This is a genomic window from Acidovorax radicis N35 (assembly GCF_000204195.1).
In the GTDB taxonomy this organism is placed as follows: Bacteria; Pseudomonadota; Gammaproteobacteria; order Burkholderiales; family Burkholderiaceae_C; genus Acidovorax; species Acidovorax radicis.
Window position 1 is genome coordinate 39,158 of the sequence record NZ_AFBG01000019.1, and the last position, 25,590, is coordinate 64,747.

Here is a 25,590-nt window from a genome sequence, read left to right on the forward strand (position 1 = left end):
ATTTGTGGCGGCGGCCTTCCATTTCAGCTGCCCGGATAAAACGGCTTGCCCAGCGAGGCAGGCATGTTGATGCGGATCCACGCCGGATTGCGCGAGATCAGCGCCAGCACCACGATGGTGGCCACATACGGCAGCATGCTCAGCAACTGGCTGGCCACCTGCACGCCCGTGGCCTGCAAGTGGAACTGCAGCATGGTCACGCCGCCAAACAGGTAGGCACCAAGCAACACCCGTGCCGGGCGCCAGGTGGCAAAGGTCGTGAGCGCCAGCGCAATCCAGCCGCGCCCGGCCACCATGCCCTCGACCCACAGCGGGGTGTAGACGGTGGAGATGTACGCCCCCGCCAGCCCGCACAAGGCACCGCCCACCACCACGGCCGCCAGCCGGATGCGCCGCACCGGGTAGCCCAGCGCATGGGCCGATTCGGGCGACTCGCCCACCGAGCGCAGCACGAGACCGGCGCGCGAGCGGTACAGGAACCAGATCAGCCCCGCCACCAGCAGCATGGTGACGTACACCAGAGGATGCTGCTGGAACAGCGCGGGGCCAAGCAGCGGCACATCGCCCAGCACGGGAATCGCGTACTTGGGCAGCTCCGGCAGCTTGGCCTGCACATAGCTGATGCCTGCAAACGCCGAGAAGCCCACCCCGAACAGGCTGAGCGCCAGCCCCGTGGCGTACTGGTTGGTGTTGAGCCAGATCACGAGCACGCCAAAGATGGCGGCAAGAATCGCCCCGGCTGCCATGCCCGCCGCAAACCCGAGCCAGGTGTTGCCGGTGTGCACCACGGTGGCGAAACCCGCAATGGCCGCGCAAAGCATCATGCCCTCGGCACCGAGGTTGACGATGCCTGCCTTCTCATTGATCAGGAGGCCCAGGGCCGCAATGGCCAACACGGTGCCTGCGCTGAGCGTGGCGCCGATGAGCAGTGCATAAGACTCCATCAGACACCTCCTTTCTTGCTGCCGACCCAGCGCACGCGGTAGGCAATCAACGTGTCGCACGCCAGCAGCGTGAACAGCAGCAAACCCTGGAACACACCCGTGAGCGACTTGGGCAACCCCATGCGCGACTGCGCCAGCTCGCCGCCGATGTAGAACATGCTCATGAGGATGGCCGAAAGAATCATGCCGACCGGGTGCAACCGCCCCACAAAGGCGACGATGATGGCTGCAAAGCCGTAGCCTGCCGGCACGTAGGGCGTGAGCTGGCCAATCGGCCCTGCCACCTCCAGTGCGCCTGCCAGGCCTGCCGCGCCACCGGATATCAACAGTGCCGTCCACAACGCCTTGCGCGACGAGAAACCGGCATACCGCGCCGCCGCCGGGGCCAGGCCGCCCACCTGTTGGGCAAAGCCCGCACGGGTGCGAAACAGAAACACCCACAGCGCCGCCGCGCCAGCCAGCGCCAGCAAAAGGCCGATGGACACCCGTGAGCCCTGCATCAGGCGCGGGATCTGGGTCACTTTTTCGAAGGTCTTGGTCTGGGGAAAGTTGTAGCCCATGGGGTCTTTCCACGGGCCATAGACCAGGTAGCCCAGCACCAGCGTGGCCACATAGACCAGCATCAGGCTCACCAGGATTTCATTGGCGTTGAACTTGTCGCGCAGCAGCGCCGTGAGCCCCGCCCAGACCATGCCGCCCAGCACGCCGGCAAGCAGGATGGCGGGCACGATCCAGGGGCCGGTGGTCTTGTCGGCCAACAGGGCCATGCCCCCCGCGGTGACCGCGCCGATCACAAACTGGCCCTCGGCGCCGATGTTCCACACATTGGAGCGAAAACAGACCGCCAGCCCCAGTGCAATGAGTAGCAGCGGCGTGGCCTTGACCATGAGTTCACCGATGGCATACGGCGTCCTGACCGGCTCCCAAAAGAACACCTGCAGCCCGCGCACCGGGTCCTTGCCCAGCGCCACGAACAAGGCCACACCAATCAGCACGGTGACCGCCAGCGCCAACAGCGGCGAGCCATAGGTCCACCAGCCAGAAGCCTGGGGACGGGGTTCCAGCTTAAGCATGCTGCGCCTCCCCGGCCTGCGCCTGTTGTTGATGCTGCTGGGCCAGGTGGGCCTGCACATCGGCATGCCACAGGCCGCTCATCCATTCGCCTATGCGTTCCACCGTGGCGTCCGCGCGTGCCACCTGCGGCGACAGGCGCCCCTTGGCCACCACATGCAGCCGGTCGCAGATTTCAAACAATTCGTCCAGCTCCTCACTGACCACCAGCACCGCGCAGCCCGCATCGCGCAATGCCAGGATCGATCCGCGAATCTGCGCGGCAGCGCCCACGTCCACGCCCCAGGTGGGTTGCGAGACGATGAGCAGTTTCGGGTTGGCGTCGATCTCGCGCCCCACGATGAACTTTTGCAGGTTGCCCCCCGACAGCGACTTGGCCGCTGCATGGGGGCCACCGGCCTTGACGTTGAAGCGCTGGATGATGGCCTCGGCATGTTTTTGCAACGCCCCCACCTTGATCCAGCCACTGCCGCTGACCGAATTGGTGCGCGTGAGCAGCAGGTTGTGCGCCAGGCCCATGGTGGGCACGGCACCGCGCCCCAGGCGCTCTTCGGGCACAAAATGCAAGCCCAGCGCCCGGCGCTGGTTGGGTGCCATGCGGCCTGCGTTCTGGCCCGAGACCTGGATGCTGGTCGGCTCAGCGCGCTGGTCTTCGCCCGACAGGGCATAGAGCAACTCTTTCTGGCCATTGCCCGAGACACCGGCAATGCCCACTACTTCGCCCGCCTTCACCTCGAACTGCAGGTCGATCAAGTCCACCCCAAACTGGTCGGCGCGCGGCAGCGACAGGCCCTGCACGCGCAGCACCGTGGCGCCAGTCTGTACGGCACGGTGCTCCAGCGCGGGCGGCTCGGCGCCGATCATCAGGCGCGACAAGGACGCATTCGATTCTTCCGCCGGGTTGCACACACCCGTCACCTTGCCACCACGCAGCACGGTGCAGGCGGTGCACAGCGCACGGATCTCGTGCAGCTTGTGGCTGATGTAGAGGATGCTGCAGCCCTCGCTGGCCAGCTTGCGCAACACCACAAAAAGCTTTTCGACCGCCTGGGGCGTGAGCACCGAGGTGGGCTCGTCCAGGATCAGCACCTTGGGGTTGGTGAGCAGCGCGCGGATGATTTCCACACGCTGCATTTCGCCCACGCTCAGCGTGTGCACGGGGCGCAGGGGGTCGATGTCAAGGCCGTATTCGGCGGCCTTGGCGGTGATGCGGCCGGTCACTTCGGCCAGCGTCAGGCTCTTGTCCAGCCCCAGCCACACGTTCTCGGCCACCGTGAGCGTGTCGAACAAACTGAAGTGCTGGAACACCATGGCAATGCCCAGGGCCCGTGCCTCTTGCGGGTTGCGCACCTGCACGGCCTGGCCGTTGAAGAACACGCTGCCTTCGTCGGGCTTGACCGAGCCGTAGATGATCTTCATCAGCGTGGACTTGCCCGCGCCGTTCTCGCCCAGCACGGCATGGATCTCGCCGGGCAGCACCGTGAGCGATACACCGCTGTTGGCCACCACGGCCGGGTAGCGCTTGGTAATGCCCGTCAGCTGCAACCGGGGCGGCGGCGCCCCCGGAGCGGGAGAAGTAGGAGGTGAACTCATGCGGGGATTGTCTCTCAGTTTTACAACTTGTTATAAGAATGAAAACACCTTCTTGCGCTTGTTCAGCATGCGCCAGCAGCTATTCTTTTCGTAGCGAAGCAGCCACATTCTTCACACAGTCACGCAGCCAGGCGGCCGCCGCCGAGTGGTGCGTGCGCGCATGCCAGAGCTGGTAGTACATGAGCCGGGGAAACGGCACCGGGCACGGCAGGATGGCCAGCGGCAATTGGTCTACATAACGTTCGCAATATTGGCGGCCCGTGGTCAGCACAAGCAAGCTCGATGCCACGATGCTGGGGATGAGGCTGAAATGGGCGCAGCGCGCCGTGATGTGGCGCTGCATGCCCAGGCTGTCCAGGTGGGCGTCGATCACCCCGCGAGCACCGGGGTGGGTGGGGGTGGGGGCAATGTGCTCGGCCGCCAGCCAGCTTTCCACGTCCCAGCCACGCCGCACGGCGGGGTGGTCCTTGCCGACCAGGCACACCACCTCGTCGCCAAACAGGCGGCCCATGTGCAGGTCGTCCGGCGGCTGGGGCCAGTTGCCGATGACCACATCCACCTCGCCCTGCGCCAGGTGCGCGTGGTAGTGCGTGTCGGCCGACAGGGGCAGGATCTCGATGGGGCACAAAGGGGCCTCGACCTTGAGGCGTGCGACCAGCTGGGGCAGGAAGAGCGGGTCCAGATAGTCGCTGGCGGCCACGCGGAAGGTGCGGGTAGAGGTGCGGGGGTCGAACCCGCGCGCATCCGAGAACAGCGCCTCGGCCGATCGCAGGATCGCCCCTGCGGGCTCCACCATGCGCAGCGCGGCATCGGTGGGCATCATGCTGGCGCCCGAGCGCACCAGCAGCGGGTCGCCCGCCAGGTCGCGCAGGCGCTTGAGCGCAGCCGACACCGCCGGCTGGTGCATGCCCAGGCGGACGGCGGCCCTCGATACGCTGCGTTCAGTGAGCACGGTGTGCAAGACCCTTATGAGATGGAGGTCTATCTTGTCGAAAAGGGCGTGGTCTCTCATAGCAGTGCGTGCATTGATGTCATAAGCTTGTACTTATGCTGGCGGCCATTGGGCGCCCTACCCTCTGATGAACACGACTTGCGCAAAACAGGGCTCAGGCAAGCCGCATCGCTCCAAGGCAATGCAGCCGTTGCATCCCGATGTGCGTAAGTCCTCATGAATTGATAGCAATCGAAGAAGCGGCCTCCGTCATGACCACCCAAACCTTGCAATTCCTGCGCCGCGGCCAGCCCGTGGCGCTGGGCAATGTACCACCCGACCGCACGCTGCTGGAGGTGCTGCGCGAAGACCTGGGCCACACCGGCACCAAGGAAGGCTGCGGCGAAGGCGACTGCGGCGCCTGCACCGTGGTGCTGGGCGAGGCGCGGGACGGCAAGGTGCACTACAGCGCGGTGAACAGCTGCATCCGGCTGGCACATTCGGTCCACGGCATGGCGCTGTGGACGGTGGAGGACTTGGCGGAAGACCCGCTGATCCAGCCGGTGGGCGATGCCGCCCTGGCTCCTCGTCCACCCATCACACTGCATCCCGCACAAGAGGCGATGGTTCAGTGCCACGGTTCTCAATGCGGGTTTTGCACCCCCGGTTTTGTGATGAGTCTCTTTGGGATGTACCAGAAACACATCGCCCCCACGCTCCCCACTGCGTGTGGTTCGCTGCCTCCATCTGGGGAAGGGCCCCCGGATTCCCGCGCGCCCGGGGCCCTCGCGCCTAGGGGCGGCCCGTCGACGCTCGACCACGTCCGCCAAGGCCAACCCATCACCCGCGAACTGGCGCAGGAAGAACTCTCCGGCAACCTGTGCCGCTGCACTGGCTACCGCCCCATCCTGGACGCCGCGCAGCACATGGGCGCCCTGCCCGCGATGGCAGTGAATGAACCTCTTTTGCTACAAAAACTGGAGCTGCTTGCGCTTCACCATCCAGCGCCAGAGGCCAATTCTTCTTATATTTCGCCCACCACGCTCACCGATCTACTGGCCGCGCGGGCGGAACACCCTGCGGCGCAGGTGGTGGCAGGCTGCACCGACGTGGGCCTGTGGGTGACCAAGCAGCACAAGCAATACGAAAGCATCCTGGACGTAACCCGCGTGGCCGAGCTGCGGCAGGTTCAGCAGGACAACCACCACATCACCCTCGGCGCCGCCGTCACCCTGACCGACGCCTTCGCGGCGCTGACGGCGCAGTGGCCGCAGCTGCACACCTTTGCCACGCGCTTTGCGGGCCTGCCCGTGCGCAACTCGGGCACGCTGGGCGGCAATGTGGCCAACGGCTCGCCCATTGGCGACTCGATGCCGCTCTTGATCGCCCTGCGCGCCCAGGTGGTGCTGGCCAGCGTGCGCGGCGAACGCGCCATGGCGCTGGAAGACCTGTACACCGGCTACCGGCAAAACGTGATGGCGCCCGACGAGCTGCTGGTGCGCATCGTGGTGCCACGGCCCGGAGTGACCGAGTCCGAGCCGCCGGGCCGCCCCAAGGCGGCGAGCGCCCCACGGCCCGGTGAAGCCGGTGCCCCGTCCCCGGCTGGGGGCAGCGAGCACACGCCAGTGCCGAGCGTGGGGGCCAACATTCTTCGGGCCTACAAGATTTCCAAGCGGTTTGACGATGACATCTCCGCCGTGTGCCTGGTCATCAACCTGGACATCGAAGCCGACGTGGTGCGCCGCGCCAGTATCGGCGCGGGCGGTGTGGCCGCCACCCCGGCCCGCGCGCGCCAGACCGAAGCCGCGCTGACCGGCCAGCCGTGGAACGCCGACACCATTGCCCGCGCCGCGCAAGCGCTGCAGGGCGAGTTCAACCCCATCTCGGACATGCGTGCCAGCGGTGCCTACCGCCGCACGGTGCTGGCCAGCCTGCTGCAGCGCTTCTGGCTGGAGAGCCAGGGCGAAGAGGCGGTGAGCGTAGAGAACTTCCGCCTGGAGGAAGCCGTATGAACCAGCGCGAAACCTTGCCCGGTGGCCTGCCCGTGAGCCGCGATGCCGTGGACAGCGCCGTGGCTGCTGCCGCCGATGCCCACGCTGCTGAACCCCTGGCAGCCCCGCAGCCCAGCGCGCCTGCCAGCACCCGCGCCATGGGCCAGTCGCACGTCCACGAAAGCGCCCGCGCCCAGGTAGCCGGTGCGGCCCACTACATCGACGACCTGCCGGAGGTGAAGGGCACGTTGTACGCCGCGCCCATCCTCTCCACCGTGGCCCACGGCACCTTGAACGGCGTCGACGCCAGTACCGCCCTGGCCATGCCCGGCGTGCGCGGCGTGGTGCTGGCGGCAGACGTGCCCGGCGACAAGCTGCTCGCCGCCTTTGCGCACGACGAGCCCGTGTTTGCGCACGACACCGTGCAGCACATCGGACAGGTCATCGGCCTGGTGGTGGCCGATTCGGTGATGCAGGCGCGCCGCGCCGTGCGCGCCGTGCAGCTCGACATCACCCCACTGCCCGCAGTGCTCTCTGTGCACGACGCGCTGAAGGCCAAGAGCTACGTGCTGCCCCCCGTGTTCGTGCGCCGGGGCGACGCCGCCACGGGCCTTGCCCAATCGGCGCACCGCCTGCAGGGCGCGTTCGAGGTGGGCGGGCAAGAACACTTCTATCTGGAAGGCCAGATCGCCTACGCGCTGCCGCTGGAGCAAAAACAGTGGTGGGTCTACTCCAGCACCCAGCACCCGGGCGAAGTGCAGCACTGGGTGGCGCACGCCTTGGGGCTGGACAACCACGCTGTGCGCGTGGAATGCCGGCGCATGGGCGGCGGCTTTGGCGGCAAGGAGACCCAGGCCGGCCACCTGGCCGTGTGGGCCGCCGTGGCCGCCAACAAGTTCGGCCGCGCCGTCAAGCTGCGGCTGGACCGCGATGAAGACTTCATGGTCACCGGCAAGCGCCACCCCTTCGCGTACGAGTACGACGTGGGCTTTGACGACACCGGCCGCATCACGGGCCTCAAGCTCCAGATGGCGGCCAACTGCGGCTTCAGCGCCGATCTGTCAGGCCCCGTGGCCGACCGCGCCGTGTTCCACAGCGACAACGCCTACTACCTCAGCGATGTGGAAATTGCCTCGTACCGCTGCAAGACCAACACGCAGAGCCACACCGCGTTCCGGGGCTTTGGCGGGCCACAGGGCGTGATCGTGATCGAGGCCATCCTGGGCGACATCGCCCGCGCGCTGGGCCGCGATGCGCAGGACGTGCGTTTGGCCAACCTGTACGGCAAGGATGCATCCGACGGCCGCAATGTGACGCACTACCAGATGACGGTGGAGGACAACATCCTGCATGCGCTGATGCCCCAGCTGGAACGCGACGCCGACTACCGCCAGCGCCAGGCCCGAATCGCCGCGTGGAACGCGCAGCAGCCCGTGCTCAAACGCGGGCTGGCCATCACGCCCGTCAAGTTCGGCATCAGCTTCACCGCCACGCTGTTCAACCAGGCCGGCGCGCTGGTGCATGTGTACACCGACGGCAGCGTGCAGGTGAACCACGGCGGCACCGAAATGGGCCAGGGCCTGCACACCAAGGTGGCGCAGATCGTGGCCGACGAGCTGGGCGTGCCGCTCTCCCGCGTGCTCGTCACCGCCAGCGACACCAGCAAGGTGCCCAACGCCAGCGCCACCGCAGCATCCAGCGGCACCGACCTGAACGGCCGTGCCGCGCAGTTCGCTGCGCGCCATGTGCGCGACAACCTGGCGGCCTATGTCTGCGGGCTCGATGGCTGCGGCGCGGGTGCGATCCAGTTCGCGGGCGGACAGGTGATTTCGCCCAAAAAAGTGCGGCAGTTCGACGATGTGGTGAAAGAGGCCTACGCCAACCGCATCCAGCTGTGGAGCGACGGTTTCTACCGCACGCCCAAGATCCACTACGACAAGGCCACGCTCACGGGCCGGCCGTTTTACTACTTTGCCTATGGTGCGGCGTGTTCCGAGGTGGTCATCGACACGCTCACCGGCGAGAGCCGCGTGACCCGCGTGGACATCCTGCACGACGTGGGCCACAGCATCAACCCGGCCATCGACATCGGTCAGATCGAAGGCGGTTTTATCCAAGGCATGGGCTGGCTGACCACCGAGCAGCTGGTGTGGAACGACAAGGGCACCCTGACAACGCACGCACCGAGCACCTACAAGATCCCGGCGACGGGGGACATCCCCCAACACTTCAAGGTGGAACTGTGGCCCGAGGCCAACCGGGAGGACAACGTGGGCGGCAGCAAGGCGGTGGGCGAACCACCGTTCATATTGGCGATCAGCGTGTATGAGGCCCTGCGCAATGCCGTGGCGGCGGGGCGCTTGGGTGCGGATGCGGCAGCGCCGGTGGTGTTGACGGCGCCGGCGACTGCGGAGAATGTGCTGAAGGCCTTGGGCCGTTTGGAAAATTGAGTCTTTTCAGGCCCTGTCGCTTATTGGGAAAGCGCCATTAGCTATATTTTTTGCAGCGACCAAAGTCTCTGACTGAAGTGACGGAGCCTGGGATTTTCCCCAGCGTCCGCCATCCCGCCAGGCACGCCGTTTACTACAAAAACAATAGCTACCAACGCATATCCAACAAGCTCCAGCGGCAAAAAACTCCTCAAGCAGGCCCCAGCGCCATGCGCCCTGAAGCCGTGGCCTGGCTCGCATGGCGTGTCTCCACCCGGTTGCGCCCCGCGCGCTTGGCGTCGTAGCACGCCATGTCGGCCGCATACAGCACCGAGGGCACGTCCTGCAGACTCGCATCGAGCACCACAAGCCCGATGCTCACCCCCAGCGTGAAGCTGCGCCCCTGGTACGACGGCTCCCAGGCCTGGACCGACGCGCGCAATTGCTCGGCCACGGCCTGGCCGCGTGCCAGCGCGCAGCCGGGCAGCACCACCGCAAACTCATCGCCGCCCAGCCGCGCGGCCCAGCCGATCTGGCGCACCTGGGATTCGAGCAAGCGGGCCACGTGGCGCAGCACATCGTCGCCGGCGTCATGGCCGGCGATGTCATTGACCACGGTGAAATGGTCCAGGTCCAGAAACAGCACCACGCCGTCCCCGGCAATTTCGCTGCTCTGTGCATCCGGCGCACGCGGGCGCGCCGAGCGTTCGGCCAGCAGCAGGCCCAGGCGCTCGTCAAAGGCATTGCGGTTGTAAAGCCGCGTCAGCGCATCGTGCGTGCGCTCCCACGCCTGCTGCATCTGCGCCTCGCGCGCTGCGGTGATGTCCTCCAGGATCCAGACGGTGCCGCCCTCCATCTCGTCGCGCCGGACGCCACGGCCCTGCACACGGGCCCACACGGGCGAGCCGTCCTTGCGCATGAAGCAGACATCGCCATCGAAGACGCCATGTGCGGCAAACTCGGCCTGCACACGCTCGCCGATGCGGTCGTATTCGGCATCGTTGGCATACAGGGCGCGGGCGGGGTGGCCTTGCAACTCGCCCTCGGTGTAGCCCAGCATCAGGCAGGCCTGGCGGCTCACCACCTCCAGGATGCCATGGCGCGAGATGACGATGCCCACGGAGGCGCTGTCCAGCACGGCCTGGAACTGCCCATCCAGCGTGGCCTTGTGCTGTTGCTGCAGGCTGCCCTGCTGCACCATGCCCTGGAACATGCGCACCAGTTCGCCCACCTCGCCGCCCGCACGTGGCCAGGCGATGTGGTCCTGCGGCGGGCCAGGCCGCGTGCCACGCCGCAGCATCTGGCGGGCACTGTGGGTGAGCTGTGCCAACGGCTGCGCCATCCAGGCCATGAGCACGGCCACGAGCAGCATGCACAGCGCCATGCTGGCAGCAGCCAGCCACCAGGCTTCACGTTGCGCTCCCTGCAGCGGCGCCAGCAGCGCCTGCGAGGGGCTGACCCGCGCCACGATCCACTGCGGCAGCGGCATGCCCGCCATGCTGACGATGTGCTGGGCCTCCAGATGGGTCGTCCCCCGCCCCACCACGGGCTGTGCCTGGTCCAGCCAGCGGCTGTAAACGGGCGCAAGCCCTGCCTCATCGCTCACCTTGCCCATGATGCGTGCCGGGTCCGAATGCGACAGGATGGTGCCGTCGCGCGTGAAAACGAGGAGCCGCGAATCATCGCGCGCCGGCAGCGTCATGGACGGCGGCAGCAGCCCCTGCGACTGCAGGCGCAACGCACCGGCCACCACGCCCAGCACGGTGCCATCTTCGCGGTGCAGCGGCATGGTGAACATCACACGTGCATCGCTGGTGCGCCCTGCGATCAGTTCGGACACCAGCGGCTTGCCGTCGATGAGGGTGCGGCGCAACGCATCGCGCTCGGCCGGGTCCAGGTTGGAGGCCTTGTCCAGTCGCCCCCCGCGCAGGTTCAACCGCAGTTCGCCGTTGTCGCGGGCCACCTGCATCGCATCAAAGAATTGCACGGCGGGCAGGCCCTGCTGCAGCAGCCATTCCAGGGTGGAGGGAGATTCGAGCATGCCCGGCGTGATGCCAGCGGCCACGGTGCGCAGCACCTTCTGGCTCTGTTCGATCTTGCTGGCGAGCAGGCGGGCGACCACCTCCACCTCATCCGTCTGCTGGCTGACGACGCGCCGCATGGCCTCCTGCCCCGAAGCGCGCGTGACCAACCACGCCGACACCGCCCCGGACAACCCCACGGCCAGCACCGCCACCAGCACCAGCCGCAGCACCAACGCCCCAGGCATCCACCAGCCCGGTGCGTCCTGTGGCGGCACGGGGTGGGTCGGGGGCGTCATGGACACTCCGCGCGGGGGGCGCCAAGCGGGCGCAATAAGGTGGCGTTGGGCATGGGGACAGGTCAAACCGGACAGGTCCCAACAAATATACGCAGCCCCTGCAGCCCGGGGCTTGGGTGGAACCCTCAGTGAAACCCAAGGACAAACCCTGACAAGGAAGCCCCCCTGAGCCGCTGCGCGGCTTCCCCCGGAGGGGGACGCACCCACTGGCCTGGCAAAGCCAGTTCCATGGGTGCGCTGGCGGGCAGCGCGCCAGTAGCGAGGGCGGTGCGCGCTATTTTTCGCGCGGCGCCGAAACCATCCACGCTGGGTTCAGTTCAGCAACCGGCCATGGACTGCAGCGCCCGGGGCTGGGGCAGGTTCAGGACGTTGCCCGTCCCGTGGATGAGGCCCAGCTCCCGCAAATGGCGCAGCACGCGCGAGAAGGTCTCGGGGGCGATGCCGAGTTGCGCCGCAATCAGGCGCTTGCGCTGGTGCAGCGTGACCTGCATGGTGCCGCTGTGGTCGGGCTCGGCATGTTTGAGAAGCCACTGCGCGCAGCGCGATTCGGCATCTTGCGCAAGGCGGCTCACCGCCAGCTCGGACTGCTGGCGGTAACCCTGCGCCATGTCAAGCAGCAGGCCGCGGGCACCCGCCGGCATTTCTGCGAGGCTGCGGCGAAACTCCTCAATCGGCAGGCGGCGCACCTGCACGCGGGTGTCGGCCACCATGTCCACCGGCAGCGGCATGCCCATCAGGGCCGACGCGGCGTCCAGCCAGAACGGCCCTTCCACGGCCCCCAATTGGTGGCGCAGGTAGCCATCGTCCAGCACGCCGCGCAGCACGCGGCCACTTTCCAGGTGCAGCACGGATGTCAGCACCTCGTTGCGCCTGCGCAGCACTTCACCGGCGGCAAGGACCTCGGTTTCGGCGGGCAGTGAGAAATAGGTAGAGGGCAGCATGGAACGGACTGTGCCGCGCCCCGGCACGCTGGGCATTGAGCAAGATCAAACCGCGCCCTCACGGCAGCGCCGCACCGCCCGGGGATTGCGCCAACGCACAGAAAGCCGCAGGAGCACCCTCTTCACCCCCCAACCCGGCAAAAGGATGGAGCAGCCATTCGAAACAGTGTGTAACCAGGTTGTCACACCCCGCCGGTATGGTGGACACCTTGCCCAGAGACCACCGACCCACCGTGACGCACAACCCCCCTTGGAGCCGACTGGAGGCCATGATGGCCTTGCTGTCCCCGGCTGCGCGCCATGGCACGGGGCCCCTGGCACAACTCATGCGCGCAGGGGGATTGCACTGCGTTTTTCAGCCCCTCGCCGATCTGCGCGAAGGCAGTGTGTACGCCCATGAAGCCCTGATCCGGGGACCGCAGGGCACCCCTTTGCATACCCCCGATGCCTTGCTGGAGCTGGCCCGGAGCGAACACATCCTGCAGGACTTCGAGCTGCTGTGCGTGTTCACCGCCCTGCAGCAGTGGGGCGAGCAGGAGGCCCCAGGCCGCGTGTTCGTGAATATCAGCGCAGACGCGCTGGTGCACGGCGTGGCCCTGGTGGGCGCACCGATGCTGGGGGAGACGGTGCGCAGCTTTGGCGTGAGCGCCCGCATGCTGGTGCTGGAGATCACCGAACACGAACGCGTGACCGACATGCCCCAGCTGCGCCAGGCCATCAAGGCCGTGCACGCCTGCGGCGCGCGCATGGCGCTCGATGACTTTGGCGACGGCCGCTCCAGCCTGCGACTGTGGTCCGAGGTCAAGCCCGACTTCGTGAAGATCGACAAGTATTTCATCCGCGACATCAGCAACCAGCCCGAGAACCTGCAGATGCTGCAGGCGATCAAGGGCATCGCCCATGTGTTTGGCACCAAGCTGATTGCCGAAGGCATCGAGACGCGCGACGACCTGCGCGCACTGCGGGACCTGGACGTTCCTTACGGCCAGGGATGGCTGCTGGGCCGCCCGGCCAGGGCGCCGCGCGAGGCCGTCGATGGCCCCGCGCTGGACGTGATGCAAGACCGCCGCGTGGCCGTGCTGCCCTACCTGGGCCAGACGGCACGCCCCGGCATTCTGCGCAGCCTGCTGGTGGTGCAAGCCCCCACGGCCGCGCCTGCCACCAGCAACGATGCGGTGGCCGCGATCTTCCACCAGCACACCGACCTGCACGCGCTGGCCGTGGTCGATGGCACCCGCCCCGTGGCGCTCATCAACCGCCAGCAGTTCATGAACCACTACGCCACGCTGTACTTCCGCGAAGTGCACGGCCGCAAATCGTGCCTGGCATTCGCCAACCAGGCGCCGCGGGTGGTGGAGCTGGACTGCGATGTGGACCAGCTCGTGGGCATCCTCACCTCGCAGGACCAGCGCTACCTGAGCGACGGCTACATCGTGACCGACAATGGCCGCTACCTGGGCCTGGGCACGGGCGACCAGCTGGTGCGCGCCGTGACCGAGACCCGCATCGAAGCCGCGCGGCACGCCAACCCGCTCACCTTTCTGCCCGGCAACATCCCCATCAGCCTGCACATGCAGCGCCTGCTGGAAAGCGGCACCGAGTTTGTGGCCTGTTATGCAGACCTGAACAACTTCAAGCCCTTTAACGACCACTACGGCTACTGGCGCGGCGACCAGATGATCCGCCTGGTGGCGCGCCTGGCCACGGCCCACTGCGACGCGCGCCGCGACTTCGTGGGCCATGTGGGCGGGGACGATTTCATGCTGATCTTTCAAAGCAGCAACTGGCTGCAGCGCTGCAAGAACATCGTGGACGAGTTCGCACGCGAGGCCGTCACGCTGTTTGACGACGGCGCCCGGCTGGCGGGCGGCATCCACGCAGAAGACCGGCATGGCGTGCGGCGGTTCTTTCCATGCACCACGTTGGCCATTGGTGCCGTGCGCATCACGCCCGGGCGCTTCCGGCACGCCGAAGAAGTGGCCAACCTGGCCGCCGTGGCCAAACACGAGGCCAAACTGGCCGCCACCGGTGTGGTGCTGCACGGCGGCTTCACCGAATCCAGCCTGGGCGCGCTGGCGGCTACGCGGGCGCTGCAGGATGTGTTGGCGGCGTAGTTTCCGTCGGGTGTAGGGACTGGGCGATTCACGCGGCAAGCCAGTTCGCCTCGACCTCTAGCGCGCCTCTGAGCGCCGCCACATCGGTTCATTGGCTCTTTGCGCGGCTCAAGCGGGAGTCTTGGTCACTCTGCCTTTCAATCTCGCAGGCTATAGTTTGCCCGGCTGAGGCGTGCCGCATTTCGCGGAGTTTCTTTATCTGGGTACCTTCCGCAATCCCAGGCTGCAAGCCACTTCCATAAGAAATCCGTGTCCAGAAGACCCCGCACTGCCCAGCTTGTTTCGCTAGGTTTGCAGGATGCATCACGTTAGACCTCCATGCGACCCATCCTGAATTCCGCAAGAGCCATCGCGCTTGCGAGCGTCCTCGCAATACTCGTCGCCTGTACCACTGCCGAGCCAGCAGGTGAGTTCAGCACAGCCCTCGGAAAGCTGGTTCGATCCGAGAAAGTCCACGAGGTAGATCTGGCAAGCGTACTCCCACTGGACTGGAGTGAATTGTTCACCTTTGGCCCGCACTCAACCCGCGAGAGCAACTGCAGGGCGTTGCAACTTGGCTGGCTCAAGTGCCGCATGACACTGCCTGCCGAAGTGACTGAAGGCGAATTCGTCCTGGTATTCCGATCAAACTCCACAGTCGTGCACGTGGAGCATCATCGGAGGTGGAATGGCGACTTCAGCTCACGGACCAGTCCGCGACCCCAACCAATACTGCGTTCAGCTGCAAAGTTCTCTGTCAGTCTGGTGTCCAACCGGGCGCCAGAGGGTGAGCAGTGGTACCAACTTGAGCATCAGGCCCATGACTGAGCACCAGCAATGACGAGGCCTAAGCCTCATGCCAAACGCTAGGCGCCACAAAAGAACTCGCGCCACATCTCCCTCTGCACCACCCATGAACGAAGCCGAAATCGCTGCAGGCCTGCCAAGTACACCGCACTATCAGTACGCGCAGCGCGTTGGAAGCCAGCTTTTCCTTGCGGGCCAGGTGCCGCAAGCCTCCGATGGCTCGATCGTGGCACCCGGAAATCCGTGCGCCCAGGCATCGCAGTGCCTGGCGAACCTGAACAAGGTTCTGGCGGTTCACGGGTTTGCCGCGCCAGACATTCGCCGCCTGGTTGTCTACGTCGTCGGCGAACAGGCCGACCTTTCAGCGGCCTGGGATGCCGTGACCGAGCACTTTGGCGGGCAAGTGCCTCCGGCAACGCTCCTGGGTGTCGCCCGCCTGGGATACCCGGGGCAGGTGGTGGAGATCGACGCCACCGTCGTCAAGGGCTAGGTTTCGCTTGAGCGCAGAGTGACGCTGTACTCCGTAACCCTCAAGGCCCCGTGGGCGCCCCTGCCTCGAACCAGCGCTTGACCAGCGCACGCTCGGCATCCGTCATACCCGTGGCGTTGTTCATGGGCATGAGCTTTTGTACCACCACCTGCTGGTAGACGGCCTGGGCATGCTGCTGGGCCAGCGCGGGCGAATCAAGCCGCAGGTTCTTCATCTGCACCTGCTCGCCATGGCACATGTAGCAGCGCTGCTCCAGCACAGCCTGCACCGATTTGAAGTCAGTTTGGCCGCCTGCCCCCGCTGCGCCTTCACCGGTAGCTCCTAAAACAGGAGCAACACCGGTAGCTAGCGCGGGGGTGGCCACGGCTGCAACAGCGGCGACGGGTGCCGGGCGCATCCAGGCGATGGCGCCCACGATCACCGCCACGCCCACCAGCGCATAGGGCAGCGGGTTGCCATTGCGGCCCAGCTTGTAGCCGTGGCGCATCACGAAGAACTGGCGGATGGCCGCACCCGCGAACATCATCAGGATCAGCACCAGCCAATTCTGCGGATGGCTCCAGGTGAAGCTGTAGTGGTTGCTGAGCATCGCAAACAGCACGGGCAGCGTGAAGTAGGTGTTGTGCACGCTGCGCTGCTTGCCGCGTTTGCCGTGGATGGGGTCCACGGGCTCGCCCGCCTTGATCTGTGCGATCACGGTGCGCTGGCCGGGGATGATCCAGAAGAACACGTTGGCGCTCATGGCGGTGGCGATCATGGCACCCACCAGCAGGAAGGCCGCGCGCCCGGCGAACCAGTGGCAGGCCAACCACGAGGCGATGCACACCAGCACGAAGACGAGCGCGCCCACGATGGCATCGCCGTTCTTGCGTTGGCCGAAGATGCGGCAGATAGCGTCGTACAGCAGCCAGAACACGACGAAGAACGCGAGCGCCACCGCGATGGCTGTGGCGGGCGCCCAGTCCATGCGCGACTTGTCGATGAGGTAGGTGCTGGCGCTGTAGAGGTACGACACGGTGAACAACGCGAAGCCGCTGATCCAGGTGCTGTAGCTCTCCCAGAAGAACCAATGCAGGTGGCCGGGCAGCTTGGGCGGCGAGACGGCGAATTTCACCGGGTGATAGAAGCCGCCGCCGTGCACGGCCCAGAGCTCGCCGCTCACGCCTTGTTTCTTCAAGTCTTCGTCCTCGGGCGGCGTGAGGCTGCTGTCCAGAAAGACGAAGTAGAACGACGAGCCAATCCAGGCGATGGCGGTGATGACGTGGACCCAGCGCAAAAGCAGGTTGGCCCAGTCGAGAAAGTAGCTTTCCATATCTCAACCTTGGCAGCGCGGGTGCGCTGCATTGAACGTGTTTGCGATCTCGCAGGGGATCGCGTTGGAGCGCAATCGGGATGAGTGGACACATCGGATGCGCCGCATGGGCTCATGCCCATGCAAGCAGCCGGGGCGTCCAATCGCCCGATTTCGCTTCAACCCTTCGGGCAGTGGTCTTTGCGGGTGGTCTGCGGCGTTGCAGCGCTTGTGGATAGCCGGGCTATCCACTGCGCACCGCGCCTTGCATTCCATCCCGCACAGACCGCTGCGCGACCCCTGAGGGATCACAAACACGTTCTTACAACCTGCTCACCACTGCGGGCGCTCTGAGCAGAAATTGAGGTCGCGCACCTTGGCCAGAAAGAAAATTTCTGGCCGGGGCACCGCTGCGACCCATGAATCGTTGAAAAGTGTATGCAGGATTTGTTCCAGATTCCAGCCCCGATCTTGGGAAGAAAGGGCCGGAATTACCCTTGGTCTGCCTCCTTCAGTGTCTGGAGCAGCTGCGCCGCCACCGCCACTGCGATCACGTCAGGCTCCTTGCCTTCAATGCCGGGGATGCCGATGGGGCAAGTGACCTGCGCCAGCTCGTCCGGTGCAAAGCCGCGCCCATGCAAGCGGTTGGAAAAAGTCGCCCACTTGGTCTTGCTGCCAATCAACCCAATGAAAGGCAGGTCGGCCTGCTCGCGCTGGCGGCGCAGGCAGGCGGCCACCACGTCCAGGTCTTCCGCGTGGCTGAAACTCATGATCAGCACGCGGCTGCCGGGGGCTAGGCGGGGCACGGCCAACTGCACCGGGTCGGAATGTTCGCAGACCACGCCTTGGGGCGCCGGGCTCGGGAAGATGCCGTCCCGGCTGTCGATCCAGGTCAGCGCAAAGGGCAAGGGCGCCAGCACCCGCGCCAGCGCATGGCCCACATGGCCACCACCAAATAGCGCCACGGGGTGTTGGCGCGGGGTCAGCCGCGCGCGCAAACCAGCGGCGGGGGCCAGGTCGGCCGCCGTGAGGCGCTCAAACCCCAGGTGCACCACACCGCCGCAGCACTGCCCCAGTGCCGGGCCCAGCGCAAAACGCATCGGCGACCGGACCTGCGCCGGACCCGACCCACCACCCAGGCGGCGGCGGGCCTCGGCAATGGCCTGCAGCTCCAGATGGCCACCGCCAATGGTGCCCACAATGCGGTCCGCGAACACCGCCATCCACGCGCCGGGTTCACGCGGGGCCGAGCCTTCGGTAGACTCCACCCTTACCAGACAGGCAGGGGCGGCTGCAAGGCCGTCCAGCAGTAAAAGTACATCAGTCAATCCAGATCCTTCACGCAATCAAGGGTCGTCCGCCCTGCGGGGCCTCGTTCCAGTCCACAGAAGCCACCATGCCGCCCACCCCCACCGAGCGCTCTTCCAGCCACCGCTGCCACTGGCTGCTTGCCGGACTCATGGCCGCCGTTGCAGCGCTGGTGGCGGCCTGCAAGTCGGCCCCCGAGCCCCCGGCCCCTGTGCAGGACAGCACCATGCCCAGCACGGAACCCCCCAGCGTCAAGGGGCCTGTGCCCGCCACCGCAGGCTCGGCCCGCGCGTCTGCAGCCAGCACCGCACGCGCCTACCGGCAGGATGCCGCCACCCACCTGTATGGCCTGAACGCGCAGCGCGTGTTCAAAGGCAAGCTGCCGCCCATGCTGTATGCCATCGGCGTGCTGGAGGTCGATATCGATCGCACCGGCAAGGTCACGCGCCTGCGCTGGATGCGTGCCCCGCGCCATGCGCCCGAGGTGGTGGCCGAAATCGAGCGCACCGTGCGCGCTGCAGCGCCCTTCCCGGCGCCCACGCGCATGGGCAAGGTCACCTACACCGACACTTGGCTGTGGGACAAAAGTGGGCATTTTCAGCTCGACACGCTCACCGAAGGGCAGCTTTAAGTACATCCCCCTGAGACGCTTCGCGCCCTACGAGCCGCGGTAGGTCGAATAGCTCCAAGGGCTTACCAGCAACGGCACGTGGTAGTGCTGGTCGGCATGCGCAATGCCGAAGTCCAGGCTCACCTGGTTCAGAAAATTGGGCTCGGGCAGTTGCACGCCCCGGGCCTTGAAGTAGCCCGCCACATCAAAACGCAGCCGGTAGGTGCCGGTGCGCAGGCTGGCGTTGTCGAACAGCGGCGCATCGGTGCGGCCGTCGTGGTTCAACACCAGGCGCTTGATAAGCGTGGCGCTGTCACCCTCGGTGGAGTACAGCGTCACCTCCATGCCAGCGGCGGGGCAGCCGTTCATGGTGTCGAGAACGTGGGTGCTCAATCCCATAGGGAATCTCCTGAAACGGGTTTACAGCCGATCGGCGAGGATTGCCAGACCACAGCGTGTAGACCAAAAGTGTATACACTTTTCGCCATTCCAACGTATCATGCCACCATGGAATCTTCATCCACCAGTGCAATTGTCGACGCGTTGACGCGTGCCATCGTAGAGCACCGCCTGCAGCCGGGCACCAAGCTGGCCGAGCAGAAGCTCGCCGACCATTTCGGCGTGTCGCGCACGTTGGTGCGCCAGGCGCTGTTCCAGCTCGCGCAGAACCGCCTCGTCACGCTGGAGCCCGCGCGCGGCGCTTTTGTCTCCACGCCTTCCGTCGAAGAAGCCCGCCAGGTGTTTGCCGTGCGCCGCATGCTCGAAACCGAGATGACGCGTGCCTTTGTGCAAACCGTGACCCCCGCCAAGATCAAGGCCCTGCGCGCCCATGTGGCCAGCGAGAAGGCCGCCATGGGCACGGCCGACGCGAGCAGCCGCACAGAGCTGCTGGGCGACTTCCATGTGCGCATGGCCGAACTCATGGGTAACGAGGTGCTGGCGCAGATGCTGGGCGACCTGATCTCGCGCTGCGCGCTCATCACGCTGATGTACCAGTCCGCCAGCGCCGCCGAGCACTCGCATGAAGAGCATGGCGACATCGTGGCCGCGCTGGCCGCGCGCGACGAGGCCCTGGCCGTCTCGCTCATGCAAGCCCACCTGGAACACGTGGAAGCCAGCCTGACGTTTGACCGCAAACGCCCGGCCAGCGACCTGGCCGCCGCACTCATGCCGTGACCCTTTGATGAATCCCTGACGCCCATGATCTACGACTCCACCCGGCCCTACCCCCGCGACCTCATCGGCTACGGCAAGACCCCGCCCCACGCGCAGTGGCCGGGCGGTGCGCGCATTGCCGTGCAGTTCGTGCTCAACTACGAAGAAGGCGGCGAGAACGCCGTGCTGCACGGCGATGCGGGCAGCGAGCAGTTCCTGTCTGAAATGTTCAACCCCGCGAGCTACCCCGAGCGGCACATGAGCATGGAAGGCATCTACGAATACGGCTCGCGCGCTGGCGTGTGGCGCATCCTGCGCGAGTTCGAAAAGCGCAAGCTGCCGCTGACGGTGTTCGGCGTGTCGAGCGCGCTGCAGCGCCACCCCGAGCTCACCCAGGCCTTCGTGCAACTGGGCCACGAGATCGCCTGCCATGGCCTCAAGTGGATCCACTACCAGCACATCCCCGAAGAGGTCGAGCGCGCCCACATGGCCGAGGCCATGGAGATCATCGAGCGCATGACGGGCCACCGCGCGCTGGGCTGGTACACCGGCCGCGACAGCCCCAACACCCGCCGCCTGGTGGCCGACTTTGGCGGCTTCGAATACGACAGCGATTACTACGGCGACGACCTGCCGTTCTGGATGGACGTGAAAAAGAGCAATGGAGCCACCGTGCCCCAGCTCATCGTTCCCTACACGCTGGACTGCAACGACATGCGCTTCGCGCTGCCGCAGGGCTACTCGCACGCCGACCCGTTCTATCAGTACATGAAGGACACCTTCGACGCGCTGTACGCCGAAGGCGACCCGGCGGGCGACAACGCGCCCAAGATGATGAGCATTGGCATGCACTGCCGCCTGCTGGGCCGCCCTGGCCGCATCACAGCGCTGCAGCGTTTCCTGGACCATATCCAGCAGCACAGCGACGTGTGGGTGTGCCGCCGCATCGACATCGCGCGCCACTGGAAACAGGCACACCCCTACCCTTCACAGAAAGCAGGCTGAGCATGGCACTGACCCTGGAACAACTCAACGCCGCCAGCCCTGCCGAGGCCCTGCAGCTGCTGGACGGCCTGTACGAGCACTCGCCCTGGATCGCCGAGCAGGCGCTGGCCCGGCGCCCCTTTCGCTCGCAGGCCCACCTGCAGCATGCGCTGGCCCAGGTGGTGCGCTCGGCGGGCCAGGACGCGCAGCTCGGGCTGATCCGCGCCCACCCCGAACTGGCGGGCAAGGCCATGGTGGCAAAGAATCTCACGGCCGAGTCCACCAATGAGCAGAGCAAGGCGGGCCTCACGCAGTGCACGCCCGAAGAGTTCGACCGCATCCAGGCGCTGAACACCGCGTACAACGAGCGCTTCGGCTTCCCGTTCATCCTGGCGGTGCGTGGGCCGCGCGGCACCGGCCTACCCAAGCGGGAGATCATCGACACCTTTGCACGTCGCCTGGACAACCACCCCGAGTTCGAACTGGCCGAGGCCCTGCGCAACATCCACCGCATCGCCGAGATCCGCCTGAACGACAAGTTCGCCGCCGAGCCCCTGCTGGGCAACGACGTGTGGGACTGGCAGGAAAAGCTGGCCGAACACTCCGACCCCGGCTTCGCCGAAAAGGGCCAGCTCACCGTCACGTATCTGACCGACGCGCACCGCGCCTGCGCCCAGCGCATCAGCCACTGGATGCGCGACTGCGGCTTCGACGAAGTGGAGATTGACGCCGTGGGCAACGTGGTGGGCCGCTACCACGCCGCCACAGAAGGCGCGCGCTACCTCATCACCGGTTCGCACTACGACACGGTGCGCAACGGCGGCAAATATGACGGCCGCCTGGGCATCTTCGTGCCCATGGCCTGCGTGCGCGAGCTGCACCGCGCCGGCCGGCGCCTGCCCTTCGGCATCGAGGTGGTGGGCTTTGCCGAAGAAGAAGGCCAGCGCTACAAGGCCACCTTCCTCGGCTCGGGCGCGCTCATCGGCGACTTCAACCCCGCCTGGCTGGACCAGAAGGACGTGGACGGCGTGACCATGCGCGCGGCCATGCAGCACGCGGGCCTGTGCATCGACGACATCCCGAAGCTCCAGCGCGACCCCGCGCAGTACCTGGGCTTCATTGAAGTGCACATCGAGCAGGGCCCCGTGCTCAACGAGCTGGACCTGCCCCTGGGCGTGGTCACCTCCATCAACGGCAGCGTGCGGTTTCTGTGCGAGATGATCGGCACCGCCAGCCACGCCGGTACCACCCCCATGGACCGCCGCCGCGACGCGGCCGTGGCCGTGGCCGAACTGGCGCTGTACGTGGAGCAGCGCGCCGCGCAAGATGGCGACTCGGTGGGCACCATCGGCCAGCTGCAGGTGCCTGCAGGCTCCATCAACGTGGTGCCCGGCCGCTGCCAATTCAGCCTGGACCTGCGCGCACCCACCGACGCCCAGCGCGACGCGCTGGTGAGCGACGTGAAGGAGCAGCTCGCCAAGATCGCCGCCCGCCGCGGCCTGCGCTACACGCTGGAAGAATCCATGCGCGCCGCCGCCGCGCCCAGCGCGCCCGCCTGGCAGCACCACTGGGAACGCGCCGTGGACACGCTGGGCGTGCCCGTGTTCCGCATGCCCAGCGGGGCAGGACACGATGCGATGAAGCTCCATGAAATCATGCCCCAGGCCATGCTCTTCGTGCGCGGGCTGAACTCCGGCATCAGCCACAACCCGCTCGAATCCACCACCAACAACGACATGCAGCTGGCCGTGGACGCCTTCACCCAGGTCCTGCGCCAACTTGCAGAGGAACAACAACCATGACGACGAACAACAACACCCAGAACTACGCCGCGCTGGACGCCTGGATCGACCAGCACTTCGACGAGGAAGTGCGCTTCCTGCAGGCCCTGGTGCGCGTGCCCACCGACACCCCGCCTGGCAACAACGCCCCCCACGCCGAACGCACGGCCGAGTTGCTGACCGAGTTCGGCTACACCGCCGAAAAGCACGCCGTGCCCGCCGCCGACGTGTTGGCCTACGGCATGGAGTCCATCACCAACCTCATCGTGCGCAGACCGTACGGCAGCGGCGGCAAGACCATCGCCCTGAACGCCCACGGCGACGTGGTGCCCCCCGGCGAAGGCTGGACGCACGACCCCTACGGCGCCGAGATCGTCGATGGCGCCATGTATGGGCGCGCCACCGCCGTGAGCAAGAGCGACTTTGCAAGCTTCACCTTCGCGGTGCGCGCGCTGGAAGCCGTCGCCAAGCCCGCCCGGGGCGCAGTGGAACTGCACTTCACCTACGACGAGGAATTCGGCGGCGAACTCGGCCCCGGCTGGCTGCTGCAAAAGGGCTTGACGAAGCCCGACCTGATGATCGCCGCCGGCTTCAGCTATGAAGTGGTCACCGCCCACAACGGCTGCCTGCAGATGGAAGTGACCGTGCACGGCAAGATGGCCCACGCCGCCGTGCCCCACACCGGCGTGGATGCGCTGCAGGGCGCGGTGCACATCCTGAACGCGCTGTATGCGCAGAACGACGAGTACAAGAAGGTTACGTCCAACGTGGCGGGCATCAAGCACCCGTACCTGAACGTCGGCCGCATCGAAGGCGGCACCAACACCAACGTCGTGCCCGGCAAGGTGATGTTCAAGCTCGACCGCCGCATGATCCCCGAAGAGAACCCGGTGGAGGTGGAAGCCGTCATCCGCCGCATCATCGAGCAGGCGGCGGGCGAGCGCGACGGCATCCGCGTAGAGATCAAGCGCCTGCTGCTGGCCAACGCGATGACGCCGCTGGCCGGCAACCAGCCTCTGGTCGATGCCATCCAGAAGCATGCGCAGGCCGTGGTCGGTGAGCCCGTGCCCGCCGTGGGCACGCCGCTGTACACCGACGTGCGCCTGTATGTGGAGCGCGGCATCCCCGGCGTGATCTACGGCTCCGGCCCGCGCACCGTGCTCGAATCGCACGCCAAGCGCGCCGACGAACGCCTGCAGCTCGAAGACCTGCGCCGCGCCACCAAGGTGATTGCGCGCTCGCTGAGCGACCTGCTCGCCTGATGCGGTCTCGCGCTCAGGCGCTGCGCCGTGCCCGCTGCGCCTGGGCCAGCCGCGAAAGCCGCTGCACCAGGGCCGGGTACTGCGATTCGGACGTATTGCCGTAGCCCAGCACCAGGCCGTTGTCTTCGGGCTGTGCGCGCAGGGCAAAGCGTGACAGCGGCGCGGGGGCCATGTCGTAGGCGCGGGCCGCGTCGGCAATCGCCTGGTCGGGGTATTCGGGCGGCAGGCGCACCGTGAGGTGCATGCCGCTGTCACCCCCCTGCACCCCATGGGGCACAGCCAAGTGCTGTGCCAATGCGTCGCGCAACAGCGCCTGTCGGCTGCGGTACAGGCGCCGCATGCGCCCCAGGTGCCGGCTGAACTGACCGCTCTCGATGAACTCCGCCAGCGCCAGCTGCTCGTGGCGGTGCCCGCCGCGCAGCGTCTCCCTGAGCAGTGGTGCGGCCACGGCCGCCAGGGCCTGTGGCAGCACCACAAACCCGAGCCGCAACGACGGGAACAGCGTCTTGCTGAACGTGCCTACGTACATCACCGGCGCTTCAGGCACCAGGCCCTGCATGGCACCAATCAACTCGCCCGCATGGCGAAATTCACTGTCGTAGTCATCCTCGATGATCCAGGCGCCACAGGCCTGCGCCTGGCGGATCAGCGCCAGCCTGCGGGCCACGGGCAGCACCCCGCCCGTGGGGTACTGGTGCGACGGCGTGGTGTAGATGAGCCGGGGCGGCGCTGCCGTCCAGGCATCGGCAGGCACCACGAGGCCCGCGCCATCCACCCGCAGGGCTTCGACCTTGAGGTCCCCGCACTGGAAGGCGGTCTGCGCCCCCCGGTAGCCCGGGTCCTCCACCCAGGCCGTGTCACCCGGGTTGGCCACCAGCCGCACACACAGGTTCAGCGCCTCCTGCGCACCTTCGGTGATGACCACCTGCCCCGCCTCGCAGCGCACGCCGCGCGCCACCGCCAGGTGCCGCATGATGGCGCCCTGCAAGGCGGCCTCGCCCGCCGGATTGCCATAGCCCAGGGCCGACACGCCAGATGCCTTGAAGGCGCGGTCAAAACAGCTCTTCCAGGCACTCAGGGGGAAACGCGCCAGCGCTGGCACACCGGGCCTGAAGGCCAGTGTCTCGCCCGCATCGGCAAAACGGCTGACCACCTGCGCGCTGCGTTCGGACAGGCGCGGCGGCGCAGCGCGTGCGGGGTCCGCATGGCCTCGGGCACGGCTGCGGTCCAGCGCGGACACCTTGGTGCCCCGGCGGCTCAGCTCGATGTAGCCCTCGGCCCCCAGCTGCTCGTAGACCGCTGTCACGCTGTTGCGCGAAACGCCCAGGTCCGCCGCCAGATCCCGCGACCCCGGCAGGCGGCAGCCCGAGGGGAAGCGCCCATCCAGGATGGCATTGCGGATGCGGGCCAGGAGCTGGCGTTGCAGCGAGTCGCCCTGCCGGTCGCGTACCAGCGGGGCTTCCAGCAGGACATGGCGGACGGGGTCGATGGCAGGGAGGCGTTGGATCATGGTGGCCTGTGAAAAGCCACCAGATAGCAACCCCGGTGGCACCATCAGATTGTGCATGAGTGGATCTTTTTAATGGTCC

Annotated in this window: 19 protein-coding genes; 9 read left to right on the forward strand and 10 right to left on the reverse strand. The window is 66.6% G+C overall.

Going from position 1 to position 25,590, the window contains the following annotated elements; all coding sequences use genetic code 11:
* Positions 1-23: 23 nt before the first annotated feature.
* The 4 genes from ARADN35_RS0110005 to ARADN35_RS0110020 all read right to left on the reverse strand — a co-directional run bounded on the left by ARADN35_RS0110005 (position 24) and on the right by ARADN35_RS0110020 (position 4,620).
* The gene (locus tag ARADN35_RS0110005; protein ID WP_010461649.1) at positions 24-944 is read right to left on the reverse strand and encodes an ABC transporter permease; all 921 of its coding nucleotides are present in this window, start codon (positions 942-944) and stop codon (positions 24-26) included.
* Complete coding sequence (locus tag ARADN35_RS0110010; RefSeq protein WP_010461650.1) at positions 944-2,017, reverse strand: ABC transporter permease; 1,074 nt, start codon at positions 2,015-2,017, stop codon at positions 944-946. The genes ARADN35_RS0110005 and ARADN35_RS0110010 overlap by 1 nt, the downstream gene beginning before the upstream one ends.
* Complete coding sequence (locus ARADN35_RS0110015) at positions 2,010-3,608, reverse strand: ABC transporter ATP-binding protein (RefSeq protein ID WP_029413847.1); 1,599 nt, start codon at positions 3,606-3,608, stop codon at positions 2,010-2,012. Before ARADN35_RS0110015 ends, ARADN35_RS0110010 begins: the two co-directional genes overlap by 8 nt.
* 79 nt (positions 3,609-3,687) lie before the next feature.
* Entirely contained in the window at positions 3,688-4,620 is a 933-nt protein-coding gene (locus tag ARADN35_RS0110020) for a LysR family transcriptional regulator (RefSeq protein WP_029413848.1), read from the reverse strand.
* Between the two features lie 191 nt (positions 4,621-4,811).
* Between ARADN35_RS0110020 and ARADN35_RS0110025 the strand changes: the two genes are divergently transcribed.
* Positions 4,812-6,551 carry a xanthine dehydrogenase small subunit gene (locus ARADN35_RS0110025; RefSeq protein ID WP_010461664.1) on the forward strand — a complete coding sequence of 580 codons (1,740 nt, stop codon included), beginning with the start codon at positions 4,812-4,814 and terminating at the stop codon, positions 6,549-6,551.
* Positions 6,548-8,980 (forward strand): xanthine dehydrogenase molybdopterin binding subunit, encoded by a 2,433-nt coding sequence (gene xdhB / locus ARADN35_RS0110030; RefSeq protein WP_010461666.1) that lies wholly within the window; start codon positions 6,548-6,550, stop codon positions 8,978-8,980. Before ARADN35_RS0110025 ends, xdhB begins: the two co-directional genes overlap by 4 nt.
* 190 nt (positions 8,981-9,170) lie before the next feature.
* Here the strand turns inward: xdhB and ARADN35_RS0110035 are convergent, their stop codons facing one another.
* Positions 9,171-11,279, reverse strand: a complete 2,109-nt coding sequence (locus ARADN35_RS0110035; RefSeq protein WP_035197091.1) for a sensor domain-containing diguanylate cyclase — start codon at positions 11,277-11,279, stop codon at positions 9,171-9,173.
* Positions 11,280-11,596: 317 nt separating this feature from the next.
* A complete protein-coding gene (locus tag ARADN35_RS0110040) occupies positions 11,597-12,220 on the reverse strand; it encodes a Crp/Fnr family transcriptional regulator (protein WP_010461669.1) in 624 nt (207 codons plus the stop codon).
* Positions 12,221-12,489: 269 nt separating this feature from the next.
* Between ARADN35_RS0110040 and ARADN35_RS26165 the strand changes: the two genes are divergently transcribed.
* Positions 12,490-14,334: an EAL domain-containing protein gene (locus ARADN35_RS26165; protein ID WP_010461680.1), complete on the forward strand. Its 1,845-nt coding sequence runs from the start codon at positions 12,490-12,492 to the stop codon at positions 14,332-14,334.
* An 892-nt stretch (positions 14,335-15,226) separates the two neighbouring features.
* Complete coding sequence (locus ARADN35_RS0110050) at positions 15,227-15,610, forward strand: RidA family protein (protein WP_010461682.1); 384 nt, start codon at positions 15,227-15,229, stop codon at positions 15,608-15,610.
* 40 nt (positions 15,611-15,650) lie between these two features.
* Here ARADN35_RS0110050 and ARADN35_RS0110055 read toward each other — a convergent pair whose 3' ends face one another.
* Both ARADN35_RS0110055 and xdhC read right to left on the reverse strand, forming a co-directional pair.
* Positions 15,651-16,922 carry a urate hydroxylase PuuD gene (locus tag ARADN35_RS0110055; protein WP_010461685.1) on the reverse strand — a complete coding sequence of 424 codons (1,272 nt, stop codon included), beginning with the start codon at positions 16,920-16,922 and terminating at the stop codon, positions 15,651-15,653.
* Between the two features lie 470 nt (positions 16,923-17,392).
* The gene (gene xdhC / locus ARADN35_RS0110060) at positions 17,393-18,229 is read right to left on the reverse strand and encodes a xanthine dehydrogenase accessory protein XdhC (protein WP_029413854.1); all 837 of its coding nucleotides are present in this window, start codon (positions 18,227-18,229) and stop codon (positions 17,393-17,395) included.
* A 68-nt stretch (positions 18,230-18,297) separates the two neighbouring features.
* On the opposite strand from xdhC, the gene ARADN35_RS0110065 reads away from it, so the two are divergent.
* Complete coding sequence (locus ARADN35_RS0110065) at positions 18,298-18,840, forward strand: energy transducer TonB (protein ID WP_010461688.1); 543 nt, start codon at positions 18,298-18,300, stop codon at positions 18,838-18,840.
* 27 nt (positions 18,841-18,867) lie between these two features.
* Here the strand turns inward: ARADN35_RS0110065 and uraH are convergent, their stop codons facing one another.
* Complete coding sequence (uraH, locus tag ARADN35_RS0110070) at positions 18,868-19,218, reverse strand: hydroxyisourate hydrolase (protein WP_010461689.1); 351 nt, start codon at positions 19,216-19,218, stop codon at positions 18,868-18,870.
* A gap of 108 nt (positions 19,219-19,326) precedes the next feature.
* Here uraH and ARADN35_RS0110075 point away from each other — a divergent pair, with 108 nt between their 5' ends.
* The 4 genes from ARADN35_RS0110075 to ARADN35_RS0110090 are packed head-to-tail and all read left to right on the forward strand — an operon-like array spanning position 19,327 to position 24,001.
* The gene (locus tag ARADN35_RS0110075; protein ID WP_010461690.1) at positions 19,327-19,995 is read left to right on the forward strand and encodes a GntR family transcriptional regulator; all 669 of its coding nucleotides are present in this window, start codon (positions 19,327-19,329) and stop codon (positions 19,993-19,995) included.
* A gap of 24 nt (positions 19,996-20,019) precedes the next feature.
* A complete protein-coding gene (gene puuE, locus ARADN35_RS0110080; protein WP_010461696.1) occupies positions 20,020-20,979 on the forward strand; it encodes an allantoinase PuuE in 960 nt (319 codons plus the stop codon).
* A gap of 2 nt (positions 20,980-20,981) precedes the next feature.
* Entirely contained in the window at positions 20,982-22,760 is a 1,779-nt protein-coding gene (gene uraD / locus ARADN35_RS0110085; RefSeq protein WP_010461697.1) for a 2-oxo-4-hydroxy-4-carboxy-5-ureidoimidazoline decarboxylase, read from the forward strand.
* A complete protein-coding gene (locus tag ARADN35_RS0110090) occupies positions 22,757-24,001 on the forward strand; it encodes a M20 family metallopeptidase (RefSeq protein ID WP_010461698.1) in 1,245 nt (414 codons plus the stop codon). Before uraD ends, ARADN35_RS0110090 begins: the two co-directional genes overlap by 4 nt.
* A gap of 13 nt (positions 24,002-24,014) precedes the next feature.
* Here the strand turns inward: ARADN35_RS0110090 and pdxR are convergent, their stop codons facing one another.
* On the reverse strand, positions 24,015-25,511 hold the full coding sequence (gene pdxR, locus ARADN35_RS0110095; RefSeq protein ID WP_029413856.1) for a MocR-like pyridoxine biosynthesis transcription factor PdxR: 1,497 nt from the start codon (positions 25,509-25,511) through the stop codon (positions 24,015-24,017).
* Positions 25,512-25,590: the final 79 nt, after the last annotated feature.